The organism is Cellulosimicrobium sp. 4261 (assembly GCF_040546915.1).
Taxonomy (GTDB): domain Bacteria; phylum Actinomycetota; class Actinomycetes; order Actinomycetales; family Cellulomonadaceae; genus Cellulosimicrobium; species Cellulosimicrobium cinnabarinum.
In genome coordinates this window covers 436,667-456,875 of sequence record NZ_JBEPOQ010000001.1, presented here as the reverse complement: position 1 = coordinate 456,875, position 20,209 = coordinate 436,667, and the positions used below count along the sequence as shown (strand labels likewise).

The following is a 20,209-nucleotide window of genomic DNA, read 5'->3' as shown; positions in this document are numbered from 1 at the left end:
ACCAGGAGGACCACGCAGTGCCCACCTTCGAGAAGTTCAACCTCCCCGACGCGGGCGAGGGCCTCACCGAGGCCGAGATCGTGCACTGGCACGTCGCCGTCGGCGACGCCGTCACGGTCAACCAGACGATCGTCGAGATCGAGACGGCGAAGTCGCTCGTCGAGCTGCCGTCGCCGTACACGGGCGTCGTCACGGAGATCCTCACGCCCGAGGGCACGACGGTCGAGGTCGGCGTGCCGATCATCGTCGTGGACACGGACCCGGGCGGCACCGCCCCGGCGCCGACCGCACCGGTCGGCGTCGTGCCCGACGGCGCGGACGCGCCCGCCACGGCCGCGTCGCCGCAGCCGGTCGCAGGCTCCGGCGACGCCACGGCGCCCGCCGCGAGCGAGGGCTCCGGCTCCGTGCTCGTCGGGTACGGCACGGTGGAGCCGGGCACGGCCCGACGCCGCCGCCGCGCGGCCGAGCCCGTCGCCGCCGAGCCCGCCCCGACGACCCCGGACCGTGCGACCCCGGCGGCGAGCCCTGCACCCCCTGCCCCGGCACCGGCCTCCGCCCCGCGGGCGAGCGCGCCGGCCGCCGTCGGGCACGCGACCCTGCCGGTGCTGGCCAAGCCGCCGGTGCGCAAGCTCGCGAAGGACCTGGGCGTCGACCTCGCGAGCGTCGCGGGCACCGGACCGGGCGGGATCGTCACGCGCGAGGACGTGCAGGCCTACCACGAGCAGGCGAAGGCGCAGCCGCTCGCGACGTACGCGGACGACGACCAGCCGTGGCTCGCGTCGGGCGCCGTCACGGCCGACGGCCGCCAGACGCGCGTGCCCGTGAAGTCGGTGCGCAAGCGCACGGCCGAGGCGATGGTCACGAGCGCGTTCACCGCCCCGCACGTCACGGTGTTCCACACGGTCGACGTCACGCGCACCATGAAGCTCGTCCGCACGCTGCGGGAGGACCGCGAGTTCGCGGACGTGCGCGTCACGCCGCTGCTCGTCACGGCCAAGGCGCTGCTCCTCGCGGTGCGTCGTCACCCGGAGATCAACGCGAGCTGGGACGACGCCGCGCAGGAGATCGTCTACAAGCACTACGTGAACCTGGGGATCGCGGCGGCGACGCCGCGCGGGCTCGTCGTGCCGAACATCAAGGACGCGCACCGCCTCGACCTGCACGGGCTCGCCGGGGAGATCGCGGACCTCACCGCGACGGCGCGGGCCGGGCGCACCTCGCCGTCCGCGATGTCCGACGGCACGATCACCATCACGAACGTCGGGGTGTTCGGCATCGACACGGGGACGCCCATCCTCAACCCCGGGGAGGCCGCGATCCTCGCGTTCGGCGCGATCCGTGAGCAGCCGTGGGTCCACAAGGGCAAGATCCGCAAGCGCTGGGTCACGCAGCTCGCGCTGAGCTTCGACCACCGCCTCGTCGACGGCGAGCTCGGCGCGCGCGTCCTGGCGGACGTCGCGCGCATCCTGGAGGACCCGGCGCGCGGTCTCGTCTGGGGCTGAGCCCACCCGTCGGCACCCACCTGACGACGAGCGACCGGGCAGCCGCTCACAGCGGCCCCCGAGCGGGTGTGCGGAAGACCTCACACGGGCTTAACGGGGCTCGCGCGCGGGGGAAACACGGCGTTCCTAGCGTCCTGGTCACTGACCGGGACCTGCTGAAGGAGCCGCCATGTCCGCGCCCACGAGCCCCACCACCCACGAGGGTGAGCAGTCCGCAGCACGCCCGTCCGTCGTCGCGCCCGCGACGCCGCTCGCGCCAGGACGCGCACCGGCGTCGCCCGAGACGCAGCACCGCCGCTCCGGGCGCTGGATCGACCGCTGGGACCCGGAGGACCCGACGTTCTGGCGCGACGGCGGCCGCCGGGTCGCGAGCCGCAACCTCGGGATCTCGGTGCTCGCGGAGTTCCTCGGTTTCGCGGTCTGGGCGCTGTGGTCGATCGTCGTCCCGCAGCTCCCCGCCGCCGGGTTCGCCTTCACCGTGGACCAGCAGTTCTGGCTCATCGCCGTCCCCAGCCTCGTCGGCGCGACCCTGCGCATCCCCTACACGTTCGCCGTGCCCCTGTTCGGCGGGCGCAACTGGACGGTCGTGTCGGCCCTCCTCCTGCTGCTCCCGACGGCGGCGCTCGCGGTCGTCGTGCAGGACCCGGGGACGTCGTTCGGCGTGATGCTGGCGGTCGCCGCTCTCGCCGGCTTCGGCGGCGGCAACTTCGCGTCCTCGATGGCGAACATCTCGTTCTTCTACCCGGAGCGGGAGAAGGGCAAGGCGCTGGGTCTCAACGCCGCGGGCGGCAACCTGGGGACGGCGGTCGTGCAGCTCGCGGTGCCGCTCGTCATCGTCGCCGGGGCGGGCGTCGCGCTCGAGCGCGCGGGCCTCATGATGATCCCCTTCATCCTGCTCGCGGCGTTCCTCGCCTGGCGGTTCATGGACAACCTCGCCACCGCGAAGGCGGACCCGCGGTCGTTCGCCGTCGCGACGCGGAACCGGCACACGTGGATCATCTCGTTCCTCTACATCGGGACGTTCGGGTCGTTCATCGGCTACGCGGGCGCGTTCCCTACGCTCCTCGCGGGCCAGTTCCCGGAGGTCACGCTCTCGATCGCGTTCCTCGGCGCGCTGGTCGGCTCGGTGTCCCGGCCGCTGGGCGGCATCGTCGCGGACCGGCTGGGCGGCGCGCGCGTGACGATCGCGTCGTACGGGGTCATGGCGCTGGGCGCGGTCGGCGCGATCCGAGCGCTGGAGACGCACAGCTTCGGCCTCTTCTTCGCGTCGTTCCTCGTGCTGTTCGTCGCGACGGGCGTCGGGAACGGCTCGACCTACCGGATGATCCCGGCCGTCTTCCAGGCGAGCGCGGCCCGGGCCCTCGCCGGCACGACGGCGAGCGACCCCGCGGCCCTCGCCGCGGCCCGGGTGCGCGCCCGCCAGGCCGCGGCCGGGTGCATCGGGATCGCGGGCGCCGTCGGCGCCTTCGGGGGGTTCCTCATCCCGCGCGGGTTCGCCGCGTCGACGAGCCTCTCGGGATCGCTCGTCCCCGCCCTGTGGACGTTCGTGGGGATGTACGCGGTGATGGCGGTCGTCGCGTGGGCGGTCTACCTGCGCAAGGGCTCTGCCCTCGCGGCGGCCGGGATCTGAGCGTGGACACCCACTGCCCCTACTGCGCGCTCCAGTGCGGCATGACGCTCACGCCCGCGCGCGGCCCGCTGCCGGTCACGGTCGCCCCGCGCGACTTCCCCACCAACCGCGGCGGGCTGTGCCAGAAGGGCTGGACGAGCGCGACGGTGCTGCGCGCGCCCGACCGGCTCACGAGCCCGCTCCTGCGCGGACCCGACGGCGAGCTCCGGCCCGCGTCGTGGGACGAGGCCCTCGACGCGGTCGCGGCCGGGATCGGTCGGGTCCAGGCCGCGCACGGCCGCGACGCGGTCGCGGTGTTCGGCGGCGGCGGCCTGACGAACGAGAAGGCGTACGCGCTCGGGAAGTTCGCGCGCACGGTGCTGCGGACCGCGAACATCGACTACAACGGGCGGTTCTGCATGGCGTCCGCGGCGGCGGGGGCGAACCGCGCGTTCGGCGCCGACCGCGGGCTCCCGTTCCCGCTCGCCGACCTCGGCGGCGCGGACGCCGTGCTGCTGCTCGGGTCGAACGTCGCCGAGACGATGCCGCCGTCCGTCCAGCACCTCGCGGGCGTGCGCGCGCGGGGCGGGCTCGTCGTCGTGGACCCGCGCCGCAGCGCGACGGCGGCGCTCACGGGGGAGGCGGGGGACGCCGTCGGGCAGGGGGCGCACCTGCAGCCGGTCCCCGGGACCGACCTGGTGGTGCTGCTCGCGCTGCTGCACGTCGTCGTCGCCGAGGGGCTCGCGGACACGGCCTACCTCGACGCGCGCACGACGGGGTTCGACGACGTCCGCCGCTCCGTCGCCGGGTGGTGGCCCGAGCGCGCGGAGACCGTGTGCGGGGTGCCCGCGGGACGGCTGCGGCACGTCGCCCGGCTGCTCGCGGCGGCGTCGCCCGTCCACGGGGGCGCGGGCGCGTACGTGCTCACCGGCCGCGGCGTCGAGCAGTCCTCGCAGGGCACGGCGACCGTGACCGCGGCGATCGACCTCGCCCTCGCGCTCGGCCTGCCCGGCCGGGTGGGGTCGGGGTACGGCGCGATCACCGGCCAGGGGAACGGTCAGGGCGGACGCGAGCACGGGCAGAAGGCGGACCAGCTCCCCGGGTACCGCAGGATCGACGACCCGGCGGCCCGCGCGCACGTCGCCGCGGTGTGGGGTGTCGACCCGGCGACGCTCCCCGGCCCCGGGATGCCCGCCGTCGAGCTCCTGCGGTCGCTCGGGGCGCGGCCCGGACCGGGCGGTGCGACCACGACCTACGCCGAGGACGGGCGCCCGCGCGCCCTGCTCGTGCACGGGTCGAACGTCGTGGTCAGCGCGCCGGACGCGGACCGGGTCGCGGCCAACCTGCGCGCGCTCGACCTGCTCGTGGTGTGCGACCTCGTGCCGTCGGAGACGGCGCTGCTCGCGGACGTCGTGCTGCCCGTGACGCAGTGGGCCGAGGAGGAGGGCACCATGACGTCGCTCGAGGGGCGCGTGATCCGACGGCGCCGCGCGGCCGACGCGCCGGGCGGAGCGCGGTCGGAGCTGTGGATCCTCGCGGAGCTCGCGCGCCGGCTGGGGTCCTCGGTCTCCTTCCCGACCGACCCGGCCGTCGTCTTCGACGAGCTCGCGCGCGCGTCCGCGGGCGGCGTCGCGGACTACGCGGGGCTCAGCCACGCGCGCCTCGACGCGGACGAGGCGGACGGCGGCCCGGGCCTGCACTGGCCGGTGCCGTCCCCCGACCACCCGGGCACCCCGCGGATGTTCCTCGACCGGTTCGCGACGCCGGACGGACGTGCCCGCATGGTCGCGGTCGACCACACGGGCCCGAGCGACGACGTGCGCCCCGACGCGCCGCTCTACCTCGTCACCGGCCGCGTGCTCCAGCACTACCAGTCGGGCGCGCAGACCCGGCGCGTGCCGGAGCTCGACCGCCTCGTCCCGGAGCCGTTCGTCGAGGTCCACCCGGTCCTGGGCACGCGCCTCGGCGTCGACGACGGGGACCGGGCGCGCCTCACGACCGCGCGCGGCGCCATCGAGGCGGTCGTGCGGTGGACGGACCGCGTCCGGCCGGACACCGTCTTCATGCCGTTCCACTGGGGCGGCGAGGGCAGCGTCAACCGGGTGACGACCGACGCGACCGACCCCGTCTCCGGGATGCCCGAGTTCAAGGTCTGCGCCGTGGACGTGCGACGCGCCCCCGCGCTCCAGGAGGTCGCGGGATGACGCGCGTCGTCGTGGTCGGTCACGGCATGGTCGGGTCGCGGTTCGCGGGCGACCTCGCGGCGCGGTGCGGGATCCCCGGGGGGTCCGCCGACGTCGAGGTCACCGTGCTCGGCGCGGAGGAGCACGAGCCGTACAACCGCGTGCTGCTCAGCGAGGTCGTCGCGGGCCGGGCCGATCTCGCGGCGATCGCGTTGCCCGCCACGGACGACCCGCGCGTGACGGTCCGGCGCGGTACCGAGGCCCTCGCGATCGACCGGGCGGCGCGCCGCGTCGTCACGGGCGAGGGCGCCTACCCGTACGACGTCGTCGTGCTCGCGACGGGCGCCGCCGCGCGCGTCCCGGACGTGCCCGGTCTCACCGGCCTGCCCGGCGGCCTGCCCCGCGGCGCGCACGTCCTGCGCACGCTCGACGACGCGCGCGCGATCGTCGCGGGGTCGCTCGACGCGCGGCACGCCGTCGTCGTGGGGGCGGGCGTCCTCGGCCTCGAGGTCGCGTGCGGGCTCGCGCGTCGCGGCGTCGCCGTGAGCCTCGTGCACGGCGGCGCGAGCGTCATGGACCGTCAGCTCGACCGCGCGGCGGGCGGCGTCGTCGCGCGGGGTCTCGCCGGCCTCGGGGTGCGCACCCGGACATGGGCCCGGACCGAGCGCGTGGTCGTGGACGGCGGCACGGTGCGGGGCGTGACGCTCCGGGTGGCCGACGGCGGCCCGCGCGACCTCGCGGCGGACAGCTCGGGCGCGCCCGCGGGAGCGTCGGACGGCGTGCGTCGGGTCGACCTCGACGCCGACCTCGTCGTGCTCGCGTGCGGCACGGTGCCCGAGGCCGGGCTCGCGCGGGCGGCAGGGCTCACCGTCGACCGGGGGGTCGTCGTCGGCCCCGACCTCGCCAGCCCGGACGACCCGCGCGTGTTCGCGGTCGGCGACTGCGCCCAGCCGCCCGAGGGCGGCACCGGGCTGATCGCCCAGGGGTGGGACCAGGCGCGCCGGCTCGCGCAGCACCTCGCGGACCGGCTCATCGCCGGGGCCGACGGCGCGGGGAGCCCGGGCGCCGCACGAGGGGCCCCGCCGGACCGGCAGCGCGCGCGCCGGGGACCGGCCCCCGACCGGCCGAGCGTCGCGCTGCGGCTCGCGACCGACGTCGTCGCGCGCCCGCTCGAGCCGACGGCCGACCCCGGGGTCGGCACGCGCGCGACCGCCGGGACCGACGTCGTGCGGGTCAAGGCGGCGGGGCTCGAGATCGTGACGATGGGCGTGTGCGGCGAGCGTCGCGCGCCCGACGCGACGCACCGGTCCGTGACGCTGAGCGACCCGGCGTCGGGGCGGCACGTCGAGGTCGTCGTCGCGGACGGGCTGCTCGTCGGCGCGACGTGCGTCGGCGCGCCCGAGGTGGGTGCCGACCTCACCGCCACGTACACGCGCCGCGTCCCCGTGCCCACCGACCCGGCCCACCTGCTGCTGCGCCCCGTCGCGCAGGCGCCCGCCCCGGCGTCGTCCCCGACGCTCATGCCCGACCGCACGACCGTGTGCACGTGCAACGGCGTGACCAAGGGCGACGTCGTGGGCTGCTGGCACGACGGCGCCCGGAGCGTCGACGACGTCGCACGGGCGACGCGCGCGACGACGGGCTGCGGCGGGTGCAAGGACGTCGTCTGCGGCCTGGTCGACTGGCTCGCGCAGACCGACCCGGAGCAGCCGCGGGCCGACGGCGCACGGGCGAGCGTCGGTCTCGGCGCGTGAGGCCGGCAGGTCCTGCCGCGATCGGCGATCACGATCACCGATCTCGAAAGGACCTGCCGATCTCGCACCGCGCCGCCGACCTCACACGGCGGCGTTCGGCCGGGTGAGAACACCGTTACGGACGGGCAACGGGCGGGGCACGGTCGCGAAACCGCCCGTCCGTAGCGTCGTCAGCACCGTCCCGGGGCCTCTCCTCGCTCTCGTCGGACCCCGCGGACGGTGACCGTTCCGCCCCGACGCCCCCAGGAGCCCGCCGTGACCGGACCTCAGACCGACCCCGCCCCCGCCCCGGCCCCCGGTGCGCCCCGGCACGTCGTCGTCGTCGGCGGCGGCATGGTGGCGCAGCGGCTCGTCGAGGCGTTGCGCGCGCGCGACGCCGACGGCGCGTGGCGCGTCTCGCTCTTCGCCGAGGAGCCGCGCACGCCGTACGACCGCGTCGCCCTCACGAGCTACTTCTCGGCGCGCGACGCCGAGGAGCTCGCGCTCGGCGACCCCGCCCTGTGGGACGACCCGCTGGTCACGCTGCACCGCGACTGCGCGGTGACGTCGATCGACCGCGAGGCGCGGACCGTCACCGACCGGCTCGGGCGCGTGCACGCCTACGACGAGCTCGTCCTCGCGACCGGTTCGAACGCCGCGCGCCCCCCGATCCCCGGCAACGAGCTGCCCGGCGTGTTCGTCTACCGCACGATCGACGACGTCGCGGCCCTGCGCGGCTGGGTCGAGGAGAAGCGGCGCGACGCCACGACCGAGGGTGGTTGGGAGCGCCCGGTCCGCGGCGCCGTCATCGGCGGCGGTCTCCTGGGCCTCGAGGCCGCGGGCGCGCTCAAGGCCCTCGGCGCGCAGGCCACGGTCGTCCAGTTCGGCACGCACCTGATGGACGCGCAGATCGACCTGGGCGGCGGCGAGGCCCTCAAGCGCCTCATCAACGGCATGGGCATCGCGGTCCGGTGCGACACCGGGACCAAGGAGATGAGGGTCTCCCGCAAGACCGGGCACGTGGGCCGGCTCGACTTCGCCGACGGCGGCCGGCTCGACGTCGACGTCGTGGTCCTCGCGACGGGCGTGCGGCCGCGCGACGAGCTCGCGCGCGCGGCGGGGCTCGCGGTCGGGGAGCGCGGGGGCGCGGTCGTCGACCTGGCGTGCCGCACGGAGGACGAGCACGTGTGGGCCGTGGGCGAGGTCGCGTGCATCGAGGGTCGCTGCCTCGGCCTCGTCGCGCCGGGCTACGCCATGGCGGAGGTCGTCGCGGACCGCCTGCTCGGCGGCGAGGCGACGTTCCCCGGCGCGGACACCGCGACGAAGCTCAAGCTCCAGGGGGTCGACGTCGCGAGCTTCGGTGACGCGCACGGCCGCACCGAGGGCGCGATGGAGCTGGTGTGGGCCGACCCGGTCGCGGGCGTCTACAAGAAGCTCGTCCTGTCCGACGACGCACGCACGCTCCTGGGCGGCGTGTTCGTCGGGGACGCCGCGCCGTACGCGTCGCTGCGGCCGATGCTCGGTACGGAGCTCCCGGGCGACCCGGGGCTGTTCCTCCTCCCCGAGGGGTCCGGCGGCGGGGCGCCGAGCCTCGAGCTGCCCGACGACGCCACGGTCTGCTCGTGCAACAACGTCGGCGCGGGCGCGATCCGCGGCGCGGTCACCGAGCACGGGTGCACCGACCTCGCGGGCGTCAAGGCGTGCACGCGCGCGGGGACGAGCTGCGGGTCGTGCCTGCCGCTCGTCAAGAAGATCACCACGACCGAGCTCGCCCGCGCAGGGGTCGAGGTCTCGAACGCCCTGTGCGAGCACTTCGACCTCTCGCGCGCCCAGCTCTTCGACGCCGTGCGCGTCGCCGACCTGCACACCTTCAGCGAGATCGTCGGGCGGTTCGGCCGGGGTGTCGCTGCGCCGGTGGACGAGAGCGCAGCCACGCAGGGTGCCGTGCTGGTGCGCGACGCCGGACGCGGCTGCGACATCTGCAAGCCCACGATCGCGTCGATCCTCGCGTCGCTCGGCAACGGGCACATCCTCGACGGCGAGCAGGCGACGCTCCAGGACACGAACGACCACGTCATGGCGAACATGCAGAAGGACGGCACGTACTCCGTCGTCCCGCGCATCCCCGGGGGAGAGATCACGCCGGACGGCCTGCTCGTCATCGGGCAGGTCGCCAAGGACTTCGGGCTCTACACGAAGATCACGGGCGGCCAGCGCATCGACCTGTTCGGCGCGCGCATCGAGCAGCTCCCGCACATCTGGCGCCGGCTCGTCGAGCACGGGTTCGAGTCGGGGCACGCGTACGGCAAGTCCCTGCGCACGGTGAAGTCGTGCGTCGGGTCCACGTGGTGCCGGTTCGGGGTGCAGGACTCCGTCGGCATGGCCGTCGAGCTCGAGCTCCGGTACCGCGGCCTGCGCTCGCCGCACAAGATCAAGCTCGGCGTGTCGGGGTGCGCGCGCGAGTGCGCCGAGGCGCGCGGCAAGGACGTCGGCGTCATCGCGACGGACAAGGGCTGGAACGTCTACGTCGGCGGCAACGGCGGGTTCACGCCCCGGCACGCGCAGCTCCTCGCCGAGGACCTGGACGACGAGGCGCTCGTCCGGACCATCGACCGCTTCCTCATGTACTACGTCCGCACGGCCGACCGCCTCCAGCGCACGGCCGCGTGGGTCGAGGACCACGAGGGCGGCCTCGACGCGATCCGTGAGGTGGTCGTCGAGGACTCGCTCGGCATCGGCGCCGACCTCGACGCCGCGATGGCCCGCCACGTCGGCGACTACGAGGACGAGTGGCGCGCGGTCCTCGAGGACCCGGAGAAGCTGCGCCGCTTCGGCTCGTTCGTCAACGCGCCCGCCGAGCCCGACCCCGACCTCGCGTACGTCACCGAGCGTGGCCAGATCAGGCCCGCGACGGCCGACGAGCGCGCCGCCCTGGAGGAGGCCCGCGCCGCGGGCCTCGCCACCGTCCCCGCCGGCCCCGTGGTCATCGCCGGCACGACCCTGGAGGTCCGTCGATGAGCGTCGTGCCGGCAGAGCAAACTGCGTACCCCGTGGAGACGGCGACGTCGGACGCGGTGGGGTGGGCGCCCGTGTGCCTCCTGCGCGACCTCCTCGTCGAGCGCGGCGCCGCCGCCCTCGTCGGCGGGGTGCAGGTCGCGCTCTTCCGCCTCCCCGACGACACGGTGCGCGTCGTGCAGCAGCGCGACCCGTACTCGGGCGCGAACGTCATGTCGCGCGGGATCGTGGGCACGCGCGGGGGCGTGCCCACGGTCGCCGGGCCCATGTACAAGCAGGTCTTCGACCTCGCGACCGGCCGCTGCCTCGAGGCCGCCGGGTACGTGCCCGTCCAGGGCCTCGCCCCGGACCTGGCGACGTGGCCCGTCGAGGTGCGCGACGGCGTCGTGCACGTGGGCCTGCACGCCGCCGCGCCCGCGGACGGTGCGCCGTGACGACGCTCCTGGGCCTCGACCTCGCCGGGCGCACGGTGCTCGTCGCCGGCGGCGGTCCCGTCGCGGCCCGCCGCGCGCGGGCCATGGCCGACGACGGCGCCCACGTCCGCGTCGTCGCGCCCCAGGTCTGCGAGGATCTGCGCGACCTCGTCGCGGCCTCGCTGCGCGCCCCGCTCCTCGCACCGTCACCCGTCGGGCTGCGGGCCGACGGCGGGGCCGCGCCGGGCGGCCGCGTCATCTGGGCGCCGCGCGAGGTCCGTGAGTCCGACGTCGAGGACGCGTGGCTCGTGCTCGCGGCGACGGACGACTCGGGGACCGACCGCGACGTCGCCGCGTGGGCGGCGGCGCGCCGCACCTGGTGCGTCCACGCCGGGGCCGCGCACGAGGGCACCGCCCGCACGCCGGCGACGACCCGCAGCGGCGACGTGCTCGTCGGGGTCGTCACGGACGTCCCCGCGGCCGGCGTCCCGGGGGACGGGCGCGCTCGGGAGCGACGACAGGCCGACAGCCCGGGGGAGCGGCGAGGCGCCGACCCGCGGCGGGCGCGCGCGGTTCGCGACGCGATCGCCGAGCACCTGCGCTCCGGCGGCGTCGACCAGCGCCACCACCGTCCTCCGCCGGGAGGCCTGGGGCGCGTGACGCTCGTCGGGGGAGGGCCCGGCGCGGTCGACCTGCTCACGGTCCGGGGCCGTCGGGCGCTCGCGGAGGCCGACGTCGTCGTCGCGGACCGGCTCGGGCCGGTCGACGTGCTCGACGAGCTCGCGCCCGGCGTCGAGGTGATCGACGTCGGCAAGACCCCCGGGAACCACCCCGTGCCGCAGCACGAGATCAACACGATCCTCGTCGAGCAGGCGCAGCGCGGGCGGCGCGTCGTACGGCTCAAGGGCGGCGACCCGTTCGTCTACGGGCGCGGCGGCGAGGAGGTGCTCGCGTGCCGCGCGGCGGGTGTGCCGGTCGACGTCGTGCCGGGCGTCTCGAGCGCGCTCAGCGTCCCCGCGCTCGCGGGCATCCCGCTCACGCACCGGGGCACGGTCGCCGCGTTCCACGTGGTCAGCGGCCACGACGGGCTCGACGCCGCCGCGCTCGCGGGGGTCCGCGACCGCACGGCTACGCTGGTGGTCCTCATGGGTGTCTCGCAGCTCGCACGCATCACGGCCCAGGCGCTCGGCGCCGGGGCCGACCCTGCGCTGCCCGTCGCGATCGTGGAGAACGGGTCGACGCCGCGCCAGCGCGTCACGCGGGCCCCGCTCGGCGAGATCGTGGAGCGCGCCGCCCAGTCTGGGGTCCGACCCCCGGCGATCATCGTGGTGGGGGACGTCGCCGCCGCGGGACGGCTCGACCCGGCGACGGTCGCGTGACCGGCACCGGCGGCACCGAGGTCGACCCGCCCGTCGCGACGTCGACCCGCGGAGGGTCGATCTCGGACGCTCGGGTCGATCTCGCGTCCGGCCCCGACGCCGATCGCCCCACCCTCGGCCAGGTCATGGCCGGCTGCACCGTGCTCGTCACGGCCGACCGCCGCAAGAGCGAGCTCGCCGCCGCCCTCCAGCGCCGGGGCGCCGAGGTCCGCCACGCGCCCGCGCTGAGCATGATCCCGCACGCCGACGACGAGCAGCTCCTCGCCGGGACGCGCGACCTCGTCGAGCGGCCGCCGGACGTCGTCGTCGTCACGACCGGGATCGGCTTCCGGTCCTGGGTCGAGGCCGCCGACGCGCACGGCCTCGCCGACCGCCTGCTCGAGGTGCTGGCCGACGCGCGGATCGTCGCGCGCGGGCCCAAGGCGCGCGGCGCGATCCAGGCCGCAGGCCTCACCGCCGACTGGGTCGCCGAGTCCGAGACGTCGGCGGAGATCGCCGACGTGCTGCTCGGCGAGGGCGTCGCCGGGCTGCGCATCGCCGTGCAGCACCACGGCGCCGGTGCCGACGGGCTCGACGTCGTGTTCGCGGAGGCCGGCGCCGAGGTCGCGAGCCTCGTCGTCTACCGGTGGGGACCGCCGCCCGACCCGGAAGCGTTGCGCGCGTCCGTCGAGGCCGCGGCCGTCGGGGAGATCGACGCGGTCGTCTTCACCTCCGCGCCCGGCGCCGAGGCGTGGCTGAGCGCCGCCGAGGAGCACGGCGTCGGGCGGCTCGTCGTGTCGAGGTTCCAGGACGGTTCGATGGTCGCGGCCGCCGTCGGGCCCGTCACCGCGCGACCGCTCGAGCACCGCGGCGTCACGCCGTTGCAGCCCGAGCGCGGACGGCTCGGCGCGCTCGTGCGGACGCTCGTCGCGCACTACGAGCAGGCCGAGACCGTCGCCCTCGCGACCGTCGCCGGGACGCTGCAGATCCGCTCGCGCGTCGCCGTCCTCGACGGCGAGGTGCTGCCCCTGTCGCCCAGCAGCCTCGAGGTGCTGCGCCTCCTCGCCGCGCGCCGCGGCGAGGTCGTCACCCGCGACGACGTGCTCGACGTCCTGCCCGGCGACTCGCGCGACCCCCACGCGGCCGAGGTCGCGGTCGCGCGCCTGCGCGAGGCCACCGGTCGCCGGGACCTGGTCAGGACCGTCGTCAAGCGCGGATACCGATTGGAGCTCGCATGAGCGCGGACAGCCCCACCTCCCTCGACGCCGTCGCCGGCGCCACGGCCGGGCGGCGTGCCGCCGCGCCGGTGCTCGTCGGCTGCTCCCACGGCACGAACGACCTCGCGGGGCGTGCGGTGATCCGCGCCCTCCTGGACGACGTGCGCGCTGCCCGTCCTGACCTCGACGTCCGGGAGGCGTTCGTCGACGTGCAGCAGCCCGAGGTGGCGGACGTCGTGGCGGCGGTCGTCGCGCCGTCCGACGGCGGGGCCCCGGGCGCCGCGGTGGTGGTCCCGCTCCTGCTCTCCGCCGGGTTCCACGTGAGCGTGGACGTCGCCGCGGCCGTCGAGGACCGCGGCCCCGGCACCGGGGCGGCCGCCGCGTCGGGGCCGCTCGGCCCCGACCCGCGCCTCGTGGACCTGCTCGCCGAGCGGCTCGCGGAGGCCGGCCTGCGCGACGGCGACGCCGTCGTGATCGCCGCCGCCGGGTCGAGCCGGCCGGGCGCCGCGCGCGACGTCGCGGAGCTCGCCGCGGGGCTGCGCGAGCGCGTCCCCGGCCCGGTCTCCGTCGGCTACGGCGCCATGGCGACGCCCACGGTGCCCGACGCCGTCGCCGCCGCCCGCGCGGGCCTCGCCCCGGCCGGGCGCGTCGTCGTCGCGGCCTACCTCCTCGCGCCCGGCTTCTTCTACGACCGGGTGCTGGAGGCGGGCGCCGACGTCGTGACCGGCCCGCTCGCGCCCGACCCGCGGCTCACCGCGATCGTGCTCGACCGCTATGCGGACGCCGCGGCCGGGCTGCGCCCTACGCCCTGAGGACCGGGCGGGTGCGGGGCGCGAGGAGGGCGACGCCCGCCGCGAGCAGCACCGTGACGCCGAAGCACACGACGTACGACGCCAGGCCGAGCGTGGGGTGCAGGGCCCACAGGAGCGACCCCGTGACGGCGAGCGCGGTCGCCGCGGCGACGGCGTCGGACACCTGGAGCGCGGACGAGTTCGCGCCCTGCTCGGCGACGGGCGAGAGCTCGAGCGTGAGCACGGAGAGCGTCGGGTGCGTCATGCCCATGCCGAGCCCCGCGAGGGTCCACGCGACCATCCCGACGACGGGCGGCACCGCCGTCCACGCGAGCAGCGCGGCGCCACCGATCCCGAGCGCGACGAGCGTCCCGCCGAGTCGCACGTAGCCCGCGTGCTGGAGGCCCCACGTCGCCCGGCCGCGGAGCCACGACCCCGTCGACCAGCCGACGGCGCCGAACGTGAGCACGGCGCCCGCGAGCGACGGCGAGAGGCCGCGCTCGTGCGACAGCAGGAGCGGGAGCAGCACCTCGGCGCCGGTGAACGCGGCCGCGACGAGGCCGCGGATCGCGATGACGCTCGGCAGGCCGCGGGCCGCGCGGGTCGTGCCGCGGGGGAGCAGGCGCGGGACGGCGAGCGCGACGGCGGCGAGCGAGGCGACGAGCAGGGCCGCGAGCCCGACCCCGCGCAGCTGGCCCGCGTAGTTGAGCGCCCCGATCCCGACGGCGGCGACGACCGCCCAGGTGAGCGACGCCTGGCGCGCGGTCCGGTCGAGCGGCGACTCGGCGTCGTCGGGCCGGTCCGTGGGCGCCGAGGCGGGCTCGGGGGCCGAGCCGCGGGCGGCGCGCATGCCCGGGCGCATGAGGAACAGCGCGGGCACCGCGAGGACCGGGACGGCGAGGAACACCCAGCGCCACCCGACGTGCTCGACCACGAGCCCGGCGATGGCGGGCCCGACGATCGACGGGATCACCCAGGCCGCCGCGAACGCGGCGAAGACCTTCGGGCGCCGGTCGGTGGGGAAGACGCGCGCGACGAGCACGTACAGCGCGACGATGTACAGGCCGGTCCCGACGCCCTGGAGCACGCGGCCCGCGACGAGCACGAGCATGTCCTGCGCCAGCCCGGCGACGAGCAGCCCGGCGAGGAAGAGCCCGATGCCGGTCCACAGCGGGGTGGTCGGCCCCGCGCGGTCGCTCCAGCGGCCGGACGCCACCATGCCGACGACGCTCGATGCGAGCGACGCGGCGAACGCGAGCGTGTACAGGGTGAGGCCGTCGAGCTTGACGGCGACCGTCGGCATGGCGGTCGCGACGGCGAGCGCCTCGAACGCGCCGAGGAACACGAACGCGACCATGCCGAACAGCACCGTGCGCTGCGTCCCGGGCGAGAGCGCGCCCGCCTCGGCGGGGTCGGCCGCGGGCGCGCCGACGTCTGCCGTGCCGACGTCTCCCGTGCCGGCCTCGAACGTGCCGGCCTCGTCCGCGCCGGGCGCGGGGGAGCCGTACGCCGGTGCGTCGGCGTCGGTGCGGGGGTCCGCCGTCATACGAGAACGACCTTTCCGGTGGTGGCGCGCGCTTCGAGCTCGCGGTGGGCGCGCGCGGCCTCCGCGAGGGGGATCTGGTGCGTGACGACCCGCCACGTCCCGTCCGCCGCGAGCGCGAGCGCGCGCTCCTGCAGCGTGGACAGGTCTCCCCAGGGTCGGGCCCGGGGTCCCACGGCCCACCGTACGTCCGGCGTGCCGCCCGCGGCCCCCGATTTCTCGTCCGGGTGGTCGACGTCACCGGCCCGGTTCGGTGCCCCCGACGCCCAGCCGTAGAGGACGAGGCGACCGGTCGGTGCGACGAGGCTCGCGGCGTCGGTGCCCGCGTCGCCGCCGACGCCGTCGAGGAGCACGGTCGCGCCCTCCGGGGCGTGCTGCCCGACGGCGGCCCGCGCCTCGTCGAGCCAGGCGTCCGCCCGGTAGTCGACGGCGGCGAGTCGATCCTCCTGCGCCTCCCCGGCGAGCGACCGGACGAGCGCGACCTTCTCCGGCCCGCCGGCGAGCGCGACGACGCGCGCCCCCGCCGCGAGCGCGCTCTGGACGAGCAGCGTGCCGAGCCCGCCGGCCGCGGCCGTGACGACGACGGTGTCCGTCGCGGTCAGCTCCGCCAGGTCGAGGATGCCGACGGCGGTCCGCCCGGTGCCGATCATGGCGAGCGCGTCGGGCGCGGTGACGTGGTCGGGGATGCGGTGCAGCGCCTCGACGGGCACGACGGCGAGGCGCGCGTACCCGCCGCCGTCGCGCGTGGCGCCGAGGTGGGCCGCGACCCGTCGCCCGCGCCACGCGGCGTCGACGCCCGGCCCGACGACGTCCACCACCCCCGCGACCTCGCGCCCGGGGATCGTCGGGAGGGCGGGGAGCGGAAGGGGGCCGCCCGTGGCCTCGCCCCGGCGCAGGGTCGTGTCGAGCAGGTGGACGCCGTGCGCGCGCACGGCGACCCGCACCTGGCCGGGGCCGGGGACCGGGTCGGGGACCTGGTCCAGCACGAGGCTCTCGGGTGGTCCGAACGCGTGCAGGCGGATGGCGTCCACGGGTGCTCCTTCAGGGTCGGGGTCGTGCTGGGCGGTCGTGCTGGCCGGTCGTGCCGGGCGGTCGTGCTGGGCGGTCGTGCCGGGCGACGCGGTCGGTCTCCGGGCGAACGGCTTCGCTGGTGCGGTCGCGCGGCGTCGCGGTCACGCGGCCCGAAGGTCGCGCCCTGCTAGTCTCGAACCTCAACATTTGTTCAGGTCAAGCGCCCGTGCCGACGGACGGATTGCCGTGTCCGCCGCGTCGCGGCGAGACCCGTCCGCGTGGAGGAACCGCCGTGCCCGACGCCGCCCCGTCCCCGAGCGACGAGCTCACCGTCGGCCAGCTCGCGGCGCGCAGCGGCGTCGCCGTGTCCGCGCTGCACTTCTACGAGCGCGAGGGGCTCATCACGAGCCGCCGGACGCCCGGCAACCAGCGGCGCTTCACGCGCGAGACGCTGCGGCGGGTCGCGTTCGTGCGCGCGTCGCAGCGCGTGGGCATCCCGCTCGCCCGGATCCGCGCCGCGCTCGCGACGCTCCCCGGGGACCGCACGCCGACGGCGAAGGACTGGCACCGGCTCTCGGCCGGGTGGCACGCCGACCTCGACGCGCGCATCGAGCAGCTCACGCGCCTGCGCGACCACCTCACGGACTGCATCGGCTGCGGGTGCCTGTCGCTGCGCCGATGCGTCCTCGTCAACCCGCACGACGCGCTCGCCGACGAGGGCCCTGGCCCCCGCACGCTGCTCGTCGAGGGGATCGAGGACTAGCCAGGGGGCGCCGAGCGTCCGGCCCGCTGCCGGGCCGCGTGGCAGGACCGTGGCGCGGGGCCCGCCGACGAGGCCGTCAGTCCGGTGCGCGCAGCGACCCGAACGTCGGGCGGTGGCGCAGGGCGAACCCGAGCCGCTCGTAGACCCCGATCGCGCCGACGTTCTGCGCCGCGGCGTGGAGGAACGCGCGGTCGCCCCGCTCCTGCACGTGGAACGCGACGTCGCGCACGAGGCGTGAGGCGAGGCCGCGCCCGCGGTGGTCGGGGTCGGTCGTCACGGCGCTGATCTCGGTCCACCCGGCGGGCCGCAGGCGCTCGCCCGCCATGGCGACGAGGCGGCCGTCGCCGTCGCGGAACCCGACGTACCGGCCGAGCAGGTGGGTGCGTGCCTCGAAAGGACCTGGTCGGCTGCGCTCGACGAGCGCGAGCATCTCCGGGACGTCGTCCGCGCCGAGCACGACGGCCTCCGGGTCGGGCCGGGTGACGAGGCGCTCGGTCTCGACGAGCTGCACGCCCTCGACGCGGGCCTCGACCGTCCAGCCGTGCGGCGGCTCGACCCCGACCGGCGGCGCCGAGAAGTGCCCGCCCGGGCCGACGAGCGCGGCGATCGCGTCCCACACGCCCGGGTCGGTCCACGAGCGCACGCCCGTGATCGGCGAGACGTCGGCCGGGTAGCGTCGCGCCAGGTCGTCGCCCTCGGCGAGGTGCGCGTGCGTGCCGGTGAGCGCGCTCCACGACGGGTTGTCCAGGGCCGAGTCGTCGAGGCCGGTAGTGCCGAGCCCCGTGCTCGTCGCGGTCATGCTGCTCCTCCTCGCCCCGTCGCCCGGGTGCCGTGCCGTCGTCGCGACCGTCCGGCCGTGCGTCTCCTCCCGGGGCGAACGCGCGGGGGCGCGCGCCTCTTCCCGGTGCGCTCACCCCTGCCTGGCACAGCCGGGGATCACCAGTTCTTGGTGCCGCCCCCGCTGCTGTCACCCGGGTCGGTGCCGGTGCCCGGCTCGTCCCCGTAGAGGTCGCGGTACTCCTGCTCCAGGCGCTCCTGCTCGTCGCGCGCCTCGGAGCCCTGCTGCTCGAGCTGCTCCTGGCGCTGCTGCTCCTCGCGCTCGGCCTGGCTCTGCTGGTCCTCGCCCTCGGAGCCCTCGCCGCCCGAGGCGTCCGACTGCTCGTCGCCCTCGGACCCCTCGCCCTCGCCCTCCTGCGTGTCGCCGCCGCCCTGGTTCTCGGGCTGCGAGTCCTGCGCCTGCTGCTGCTTGCCCTGGAGGCGCTGCCGGGCGGCAGCGTCCTGCTCCTGCTGCTCAGGCGTCTGCTCGGACTCGCCGCAGTCGGGCCAGCCGCGGATCTGCTCGGCCGTCGCGTACTCCTGCTCGGCGTACTCGTACCAGTCCTGGACGTCCTGCCGGAGCTCGTCCGGGTCGGGCTCGGTGCCGTCGCCGTACGGGTCGAGCACGTCCTCGTCGTACGAGCGGCCGGCGTCGCGCGCGGCGATCGCCTCCTCGACGAGGGCGAGCTCCGCCGCCTTGCGGTCGGCGTAGGCCATGTCGCCGTCGCCCTGGATCTCGTACGTCAGCGACAGGTTGGTCTGGATCATGCACCGCTCCTCGGGAGACTCGTTCTCCGCGAGGTCGTAGGCGCGGTCGAGGGACCGGATCGCGTCGTACAGCGACCACGAGTCCTCGGTGCGCGCGAGCGCCGTCCCGTGGTTGTAGTGCGCCTTCCAGGGCTCGACGAGGTTGAGCGTCCGCTGGAGGCCGTACGCGCTCGCCGCGCCCTCGGTGTCGCCGGCGTCGTAGCGGTCCTTCGCGAGCGACGCGACCGGGGCGCGCAGGGCGAGCGTGACCCCCAGCACGAGGAGCACGAGCACGACGGGCAGCGTCCCGAGCAGCCACCACCGGCGCCGCCGCAGCCGTGCCGCGCGCAGCGCGGCCGCGCCCGTGGGCCGGGGCGCGCGGGCGCCGGGCGGGGGTGCCGGGGGAGGGGTCCAGGTCATCGACGCACCTCCGCGCGGTCGGGCGCCGTGGGGCGGACGAGCGAGCGGCTCGCCGAGCGCGACCAGAACCACGCCTCGACCCCGAGCAGCGCCACGAGCGCGAGGGCGAACGGCCAGACGACCGGCCGGTACGCCGTGACGTCACGACGGCCGTCCGCCGCGACCTGCTGCGGGTCCACGCCCGCGACGAGCGACGCCGTCTCCGACGGTTCCTGCCGGTGCACGTACGGCACGCCGAGCTGGTCGGCGAGCGCGGTGAGCGTCGCCTCGTCCAGCATGGACAGCGCCTCGACGGGCTCGCCGCCGTCGCTCGGCTTCGACCAGTCGACGAGGTACTCCGCGTCCTCGGGGTCCACGTCCGGGTCGTACTCCTTCATGCGGCCTCCCTCGGCCGTCCCGTAGCCGAGCACCGCGCCCCCGTCGACGAGCGGCGCGAGGTCGGCGAACGACCGGGGCTCGCCCTCCGCCGTCTGCTCGCCGTCGGTGAGGAAGAAGACGAGCCGCACGTTGGCCGGGTGCTGCTCCGCGGAGCCCTCCAGCGCCGACCGCAGCTCGTCGAGCGGCCGGTCCGTGAGGGACCCCTGCGAGTACCGCGTGATCTCGCGGTGGAACGTGTCGGCCCAGGACGTGATCGCGCGCGCGTCCGTCGTCAGCGGGAGCTGGCGCGACGCCTGCGAGTCGAACGAGATGATCGAGTACCGCGCCCCGGGGATCGCCTCGGTGAGGCTCGTGATGTCGTGCCGCACGCCGTCGAGGCGCTCCTGGCCGCCCTCGGGCCCGTAGTCCTCGGCCGCCATCGACCCCGTGCGGTCGACGACGAAGAACATGTCGACGTTCGCGACCGACGTGTCGCGGCCCGTCGACGCGACCGACGGCGCGATCCCGATGATCCCGAGCAGCACGACGGCGCCCGCCCGGCGCACCCAGGCCGCGCGCGGGGCGCCGGGGCGGGGGGCGCCGTCGGGCCCCGGGCGCCCGGCCGTGACCGCCTGCCACCCGGCGAGGCCGAGCAGCGGCAGCACGAGCAGCGCCAGCGCCCACAGGGGCACGAGCGGCTGGAACGTGAGTCCGGCGAGGTTCATCGGTGC

Annotated in this window: 15 protein-coding genes; 10 read left to right on the top strand and 5 right to left on the bottom strand. The window is 76.6% G+C overall.

Annotated elements, in window-relative coordinates:
* Positions 1–17: 17 nt before the first annotated feature.
* The 9 genes from ABIE39_RS02060 to ABIE39_RS02020 all read left to right on the top strand — a co-directional run bounded on the left by ABIE39_RS02060 (position 18) and on the right by ABIE39_RS02020 (position 13,842).
* Positions 18–1,502 (top strand): dihydrolipoamide acetyltransferase family protein, encoded by a 1,485-nt coding sequence (locus ABIE39_RS02060; protein ID WP_354050196.1) that lies wholly within the window; start codon positions 18–20, stop codon positions 1,500–1,502.
* A gap of 169 nt (positions 1,503–1,671) precedes the next feature.
* Entirely contained in the window at positions 1,672–3,132 is a 1,461-nt protein-coding gene (locus ABIE39_RS02055; RefSeq protein ID WP_354050195.1) for an MFS transporter, read from the top strand.
* A gap of 2 nt (positions 3,133–3,134) precedes the next feature.
* Positions 3,135–5,315, top strand: a complete 2,181-nt coding sequence (locus ABIE39_RS02050) for a molybdopterin oxidoreductase family protein (protein ID WP_354050194.1) — start codon at positions 3,135–3,137, stop codon at positions 5,313–5,315.
* Positions 5,312–7,048, top strand: coding sequence for an FAD-dependent oxidoreductase (locus ABIE39_RS02045; RefSeq protein WP_354050192.1), 1,737 nt, complete (start codon positions 5,312–5,314; stop codon positions 7,046–7,048). Before ABIE39_RS02050 ends, ABIE39_RS02045 begins: the two co-directional genes overlap by 4 nt.
* Positions 7,049–7,381: 333 nt before the next feature.
* Positions 7,382–10,045 (top strand): nitrite reductase large subunit NirB, encoded by a 2,664-nt coding sequence (nirB, locus tag ABIE39_RS02040; RefSeq protein ID WP_175008881.1) that lies wholly within the window; start codon positions 7,382–7,384, stop codon positions 10,043–10,045.
* Entirely contained in the window at positions 10,042–10,476 is a 435-nt protein-coding gene (nirD, locus tag ABIE39_RS02035; protein ID WP_175008737.1) for a nitrite reductase small subunit NirD, read from the top strand. Before nirB ends, nirD begins: the two co-directional genes overlap by 4 nt.
* The gene (gene cobA, locus ABIE39_RS02030) at positions 10,473–11,834 is read left to right on the top strand and encodes a uroporphyrinogen-III C-methyltransferase (RefSeq protein WP_354050190.1); all 1,362 of its coding nucleotides are present in this window, start codon (positions 10,473–10,475) and stop codon (positions 11,832–11,834) included. Before nirD ends, cobA begins: the two co-directional genes overlap by 4 nt.
* 125 nt (positions 11,835–11,959) lie before the next feature.
* On the top strand, positions 11,960–13,051 hold the full coding sequence (locus tag ABIE39_RS02025) for a uroporphyrinogen-III synthase (RefSeq protein ID WP_034653096.1): 1,092 nt from the start codon (positions 11,960–11,962) through the stop codon (positions 13,049–13,051).
* Positions 13,048–13,842 (top strand): sirohydrochlorin chelatase, encoded by a 795-nt coding sequence (locus ABIE39_RS02020; RefSeq protein WP_354050189.1) that lies wholly within the window; start codon positions 13,048–13,050, stop codon positions 13,840–13,842. The genes ABIE39_RS02025 and ABIE39_RS02020 overlap by 4 nt, the downstream gene beginning before the upstream one ends.
* Here ABIE39_RS02020 and ABIE39_RS02015 read toward each other — a convergent pair.
* Both ABIE39_RS02015 and ABIE39_RS02010 read right to left on the bottom strand, forming a co-directional pair.
* The gene (locus ABIE39_RS02015) at positions 13,832–15,367 is read right to left on the bottom strand and encodes an MFS transporter (RefSeq protein WP_354050187.1); all 1,536 of its coding nucleotides are present in this window, start codon (positions 15,365–15,367) and stop codon (positions 13,832–13,834) included. The two genes, ABIE39_RS02020 and ABIE39_RS02015, sit on opposite strands and share 11 nt — an antisense overlap.
* The gene (locus ABIE39_RS02010) at positions 15,364–16,395 is read right to left on the bottom strand and encodes an alcohol dehydrogenase catalytic domain-containing protein (protein WP_175008733.1); all 1,032 of its coding nucleotides are present in this window, start codon (positions 16,393–16,395) and stop codon (positions 15,364–15,366) included. Before ABIE39_RS02010 ends, ABIE39_RS02015 begins: the two co-directional genes overlap by 4 nt.
* Positions 16,396–16,667: 272 nt before the next feature.
* Here ABIE39_RS02010 and soxR point away from each other — a divergent pair, with 272 nt between their 5' ends.
* Complete coding sequence (gene soxR, locus ABIE39_RS02005) at positions 16,668–17,138, top strand: redox-sensitive transcriptional activator SoxR (protein WP_074804932.1); 471 nt, start codon at positions 16,668–16,670, stop codon at positions 17,136–17,138.
* A gap of 76 nt (positions 17,139–17,214) precedes the next feature.
* On the opposite strand, the gene ABIE39_RS02000 is transcribed toward soxR, so the two are convergent.
* The 3 genes from ABIE39_RS02000 to ABIE39_RS01990 form a co-directional block, all read right to left on the bottom strand.
* Positions 17,215–17,937, bottom strand: coding sequence for a GNAT family N-acetyltransferase (locus ABIE39_RS02000; protein ID WP_354050186.1), 723 nt, complete (start codon positions 17,935–17,937; stop codon positions 17,215–17,217).
* Between the two features lie 137 nt (positions 17,938–18,074).
* Positions 18,075–19,121, bottom strand: a complete 1,047-nt coding sequence (locus ABIE39_RS01995) for a hypothetical protein (protein WP_209828037.1) — start codon at positions 19,119–19,121, stop codon at positions 18,075–18,077.
* Positions 19,118–20,203 carry a vWA domain-containing protein gene (locus ABIE39_RS01990; protein ID WP_354050185.1) on the bottom strand — a complete coding sequence of 362 codons (1,086 nt, stop codon included), beginning with the start codon at positions 20,201–20,203 and terminating at the stop codon, positions 19,118–19,120. Before ABIE39_RS01990 ends, ABIE39_RS01995 begins: the two co-directional genes overlap by 4 nt.
* Positions 20,204–20,209: the final 6 nt, after the last annotated feature.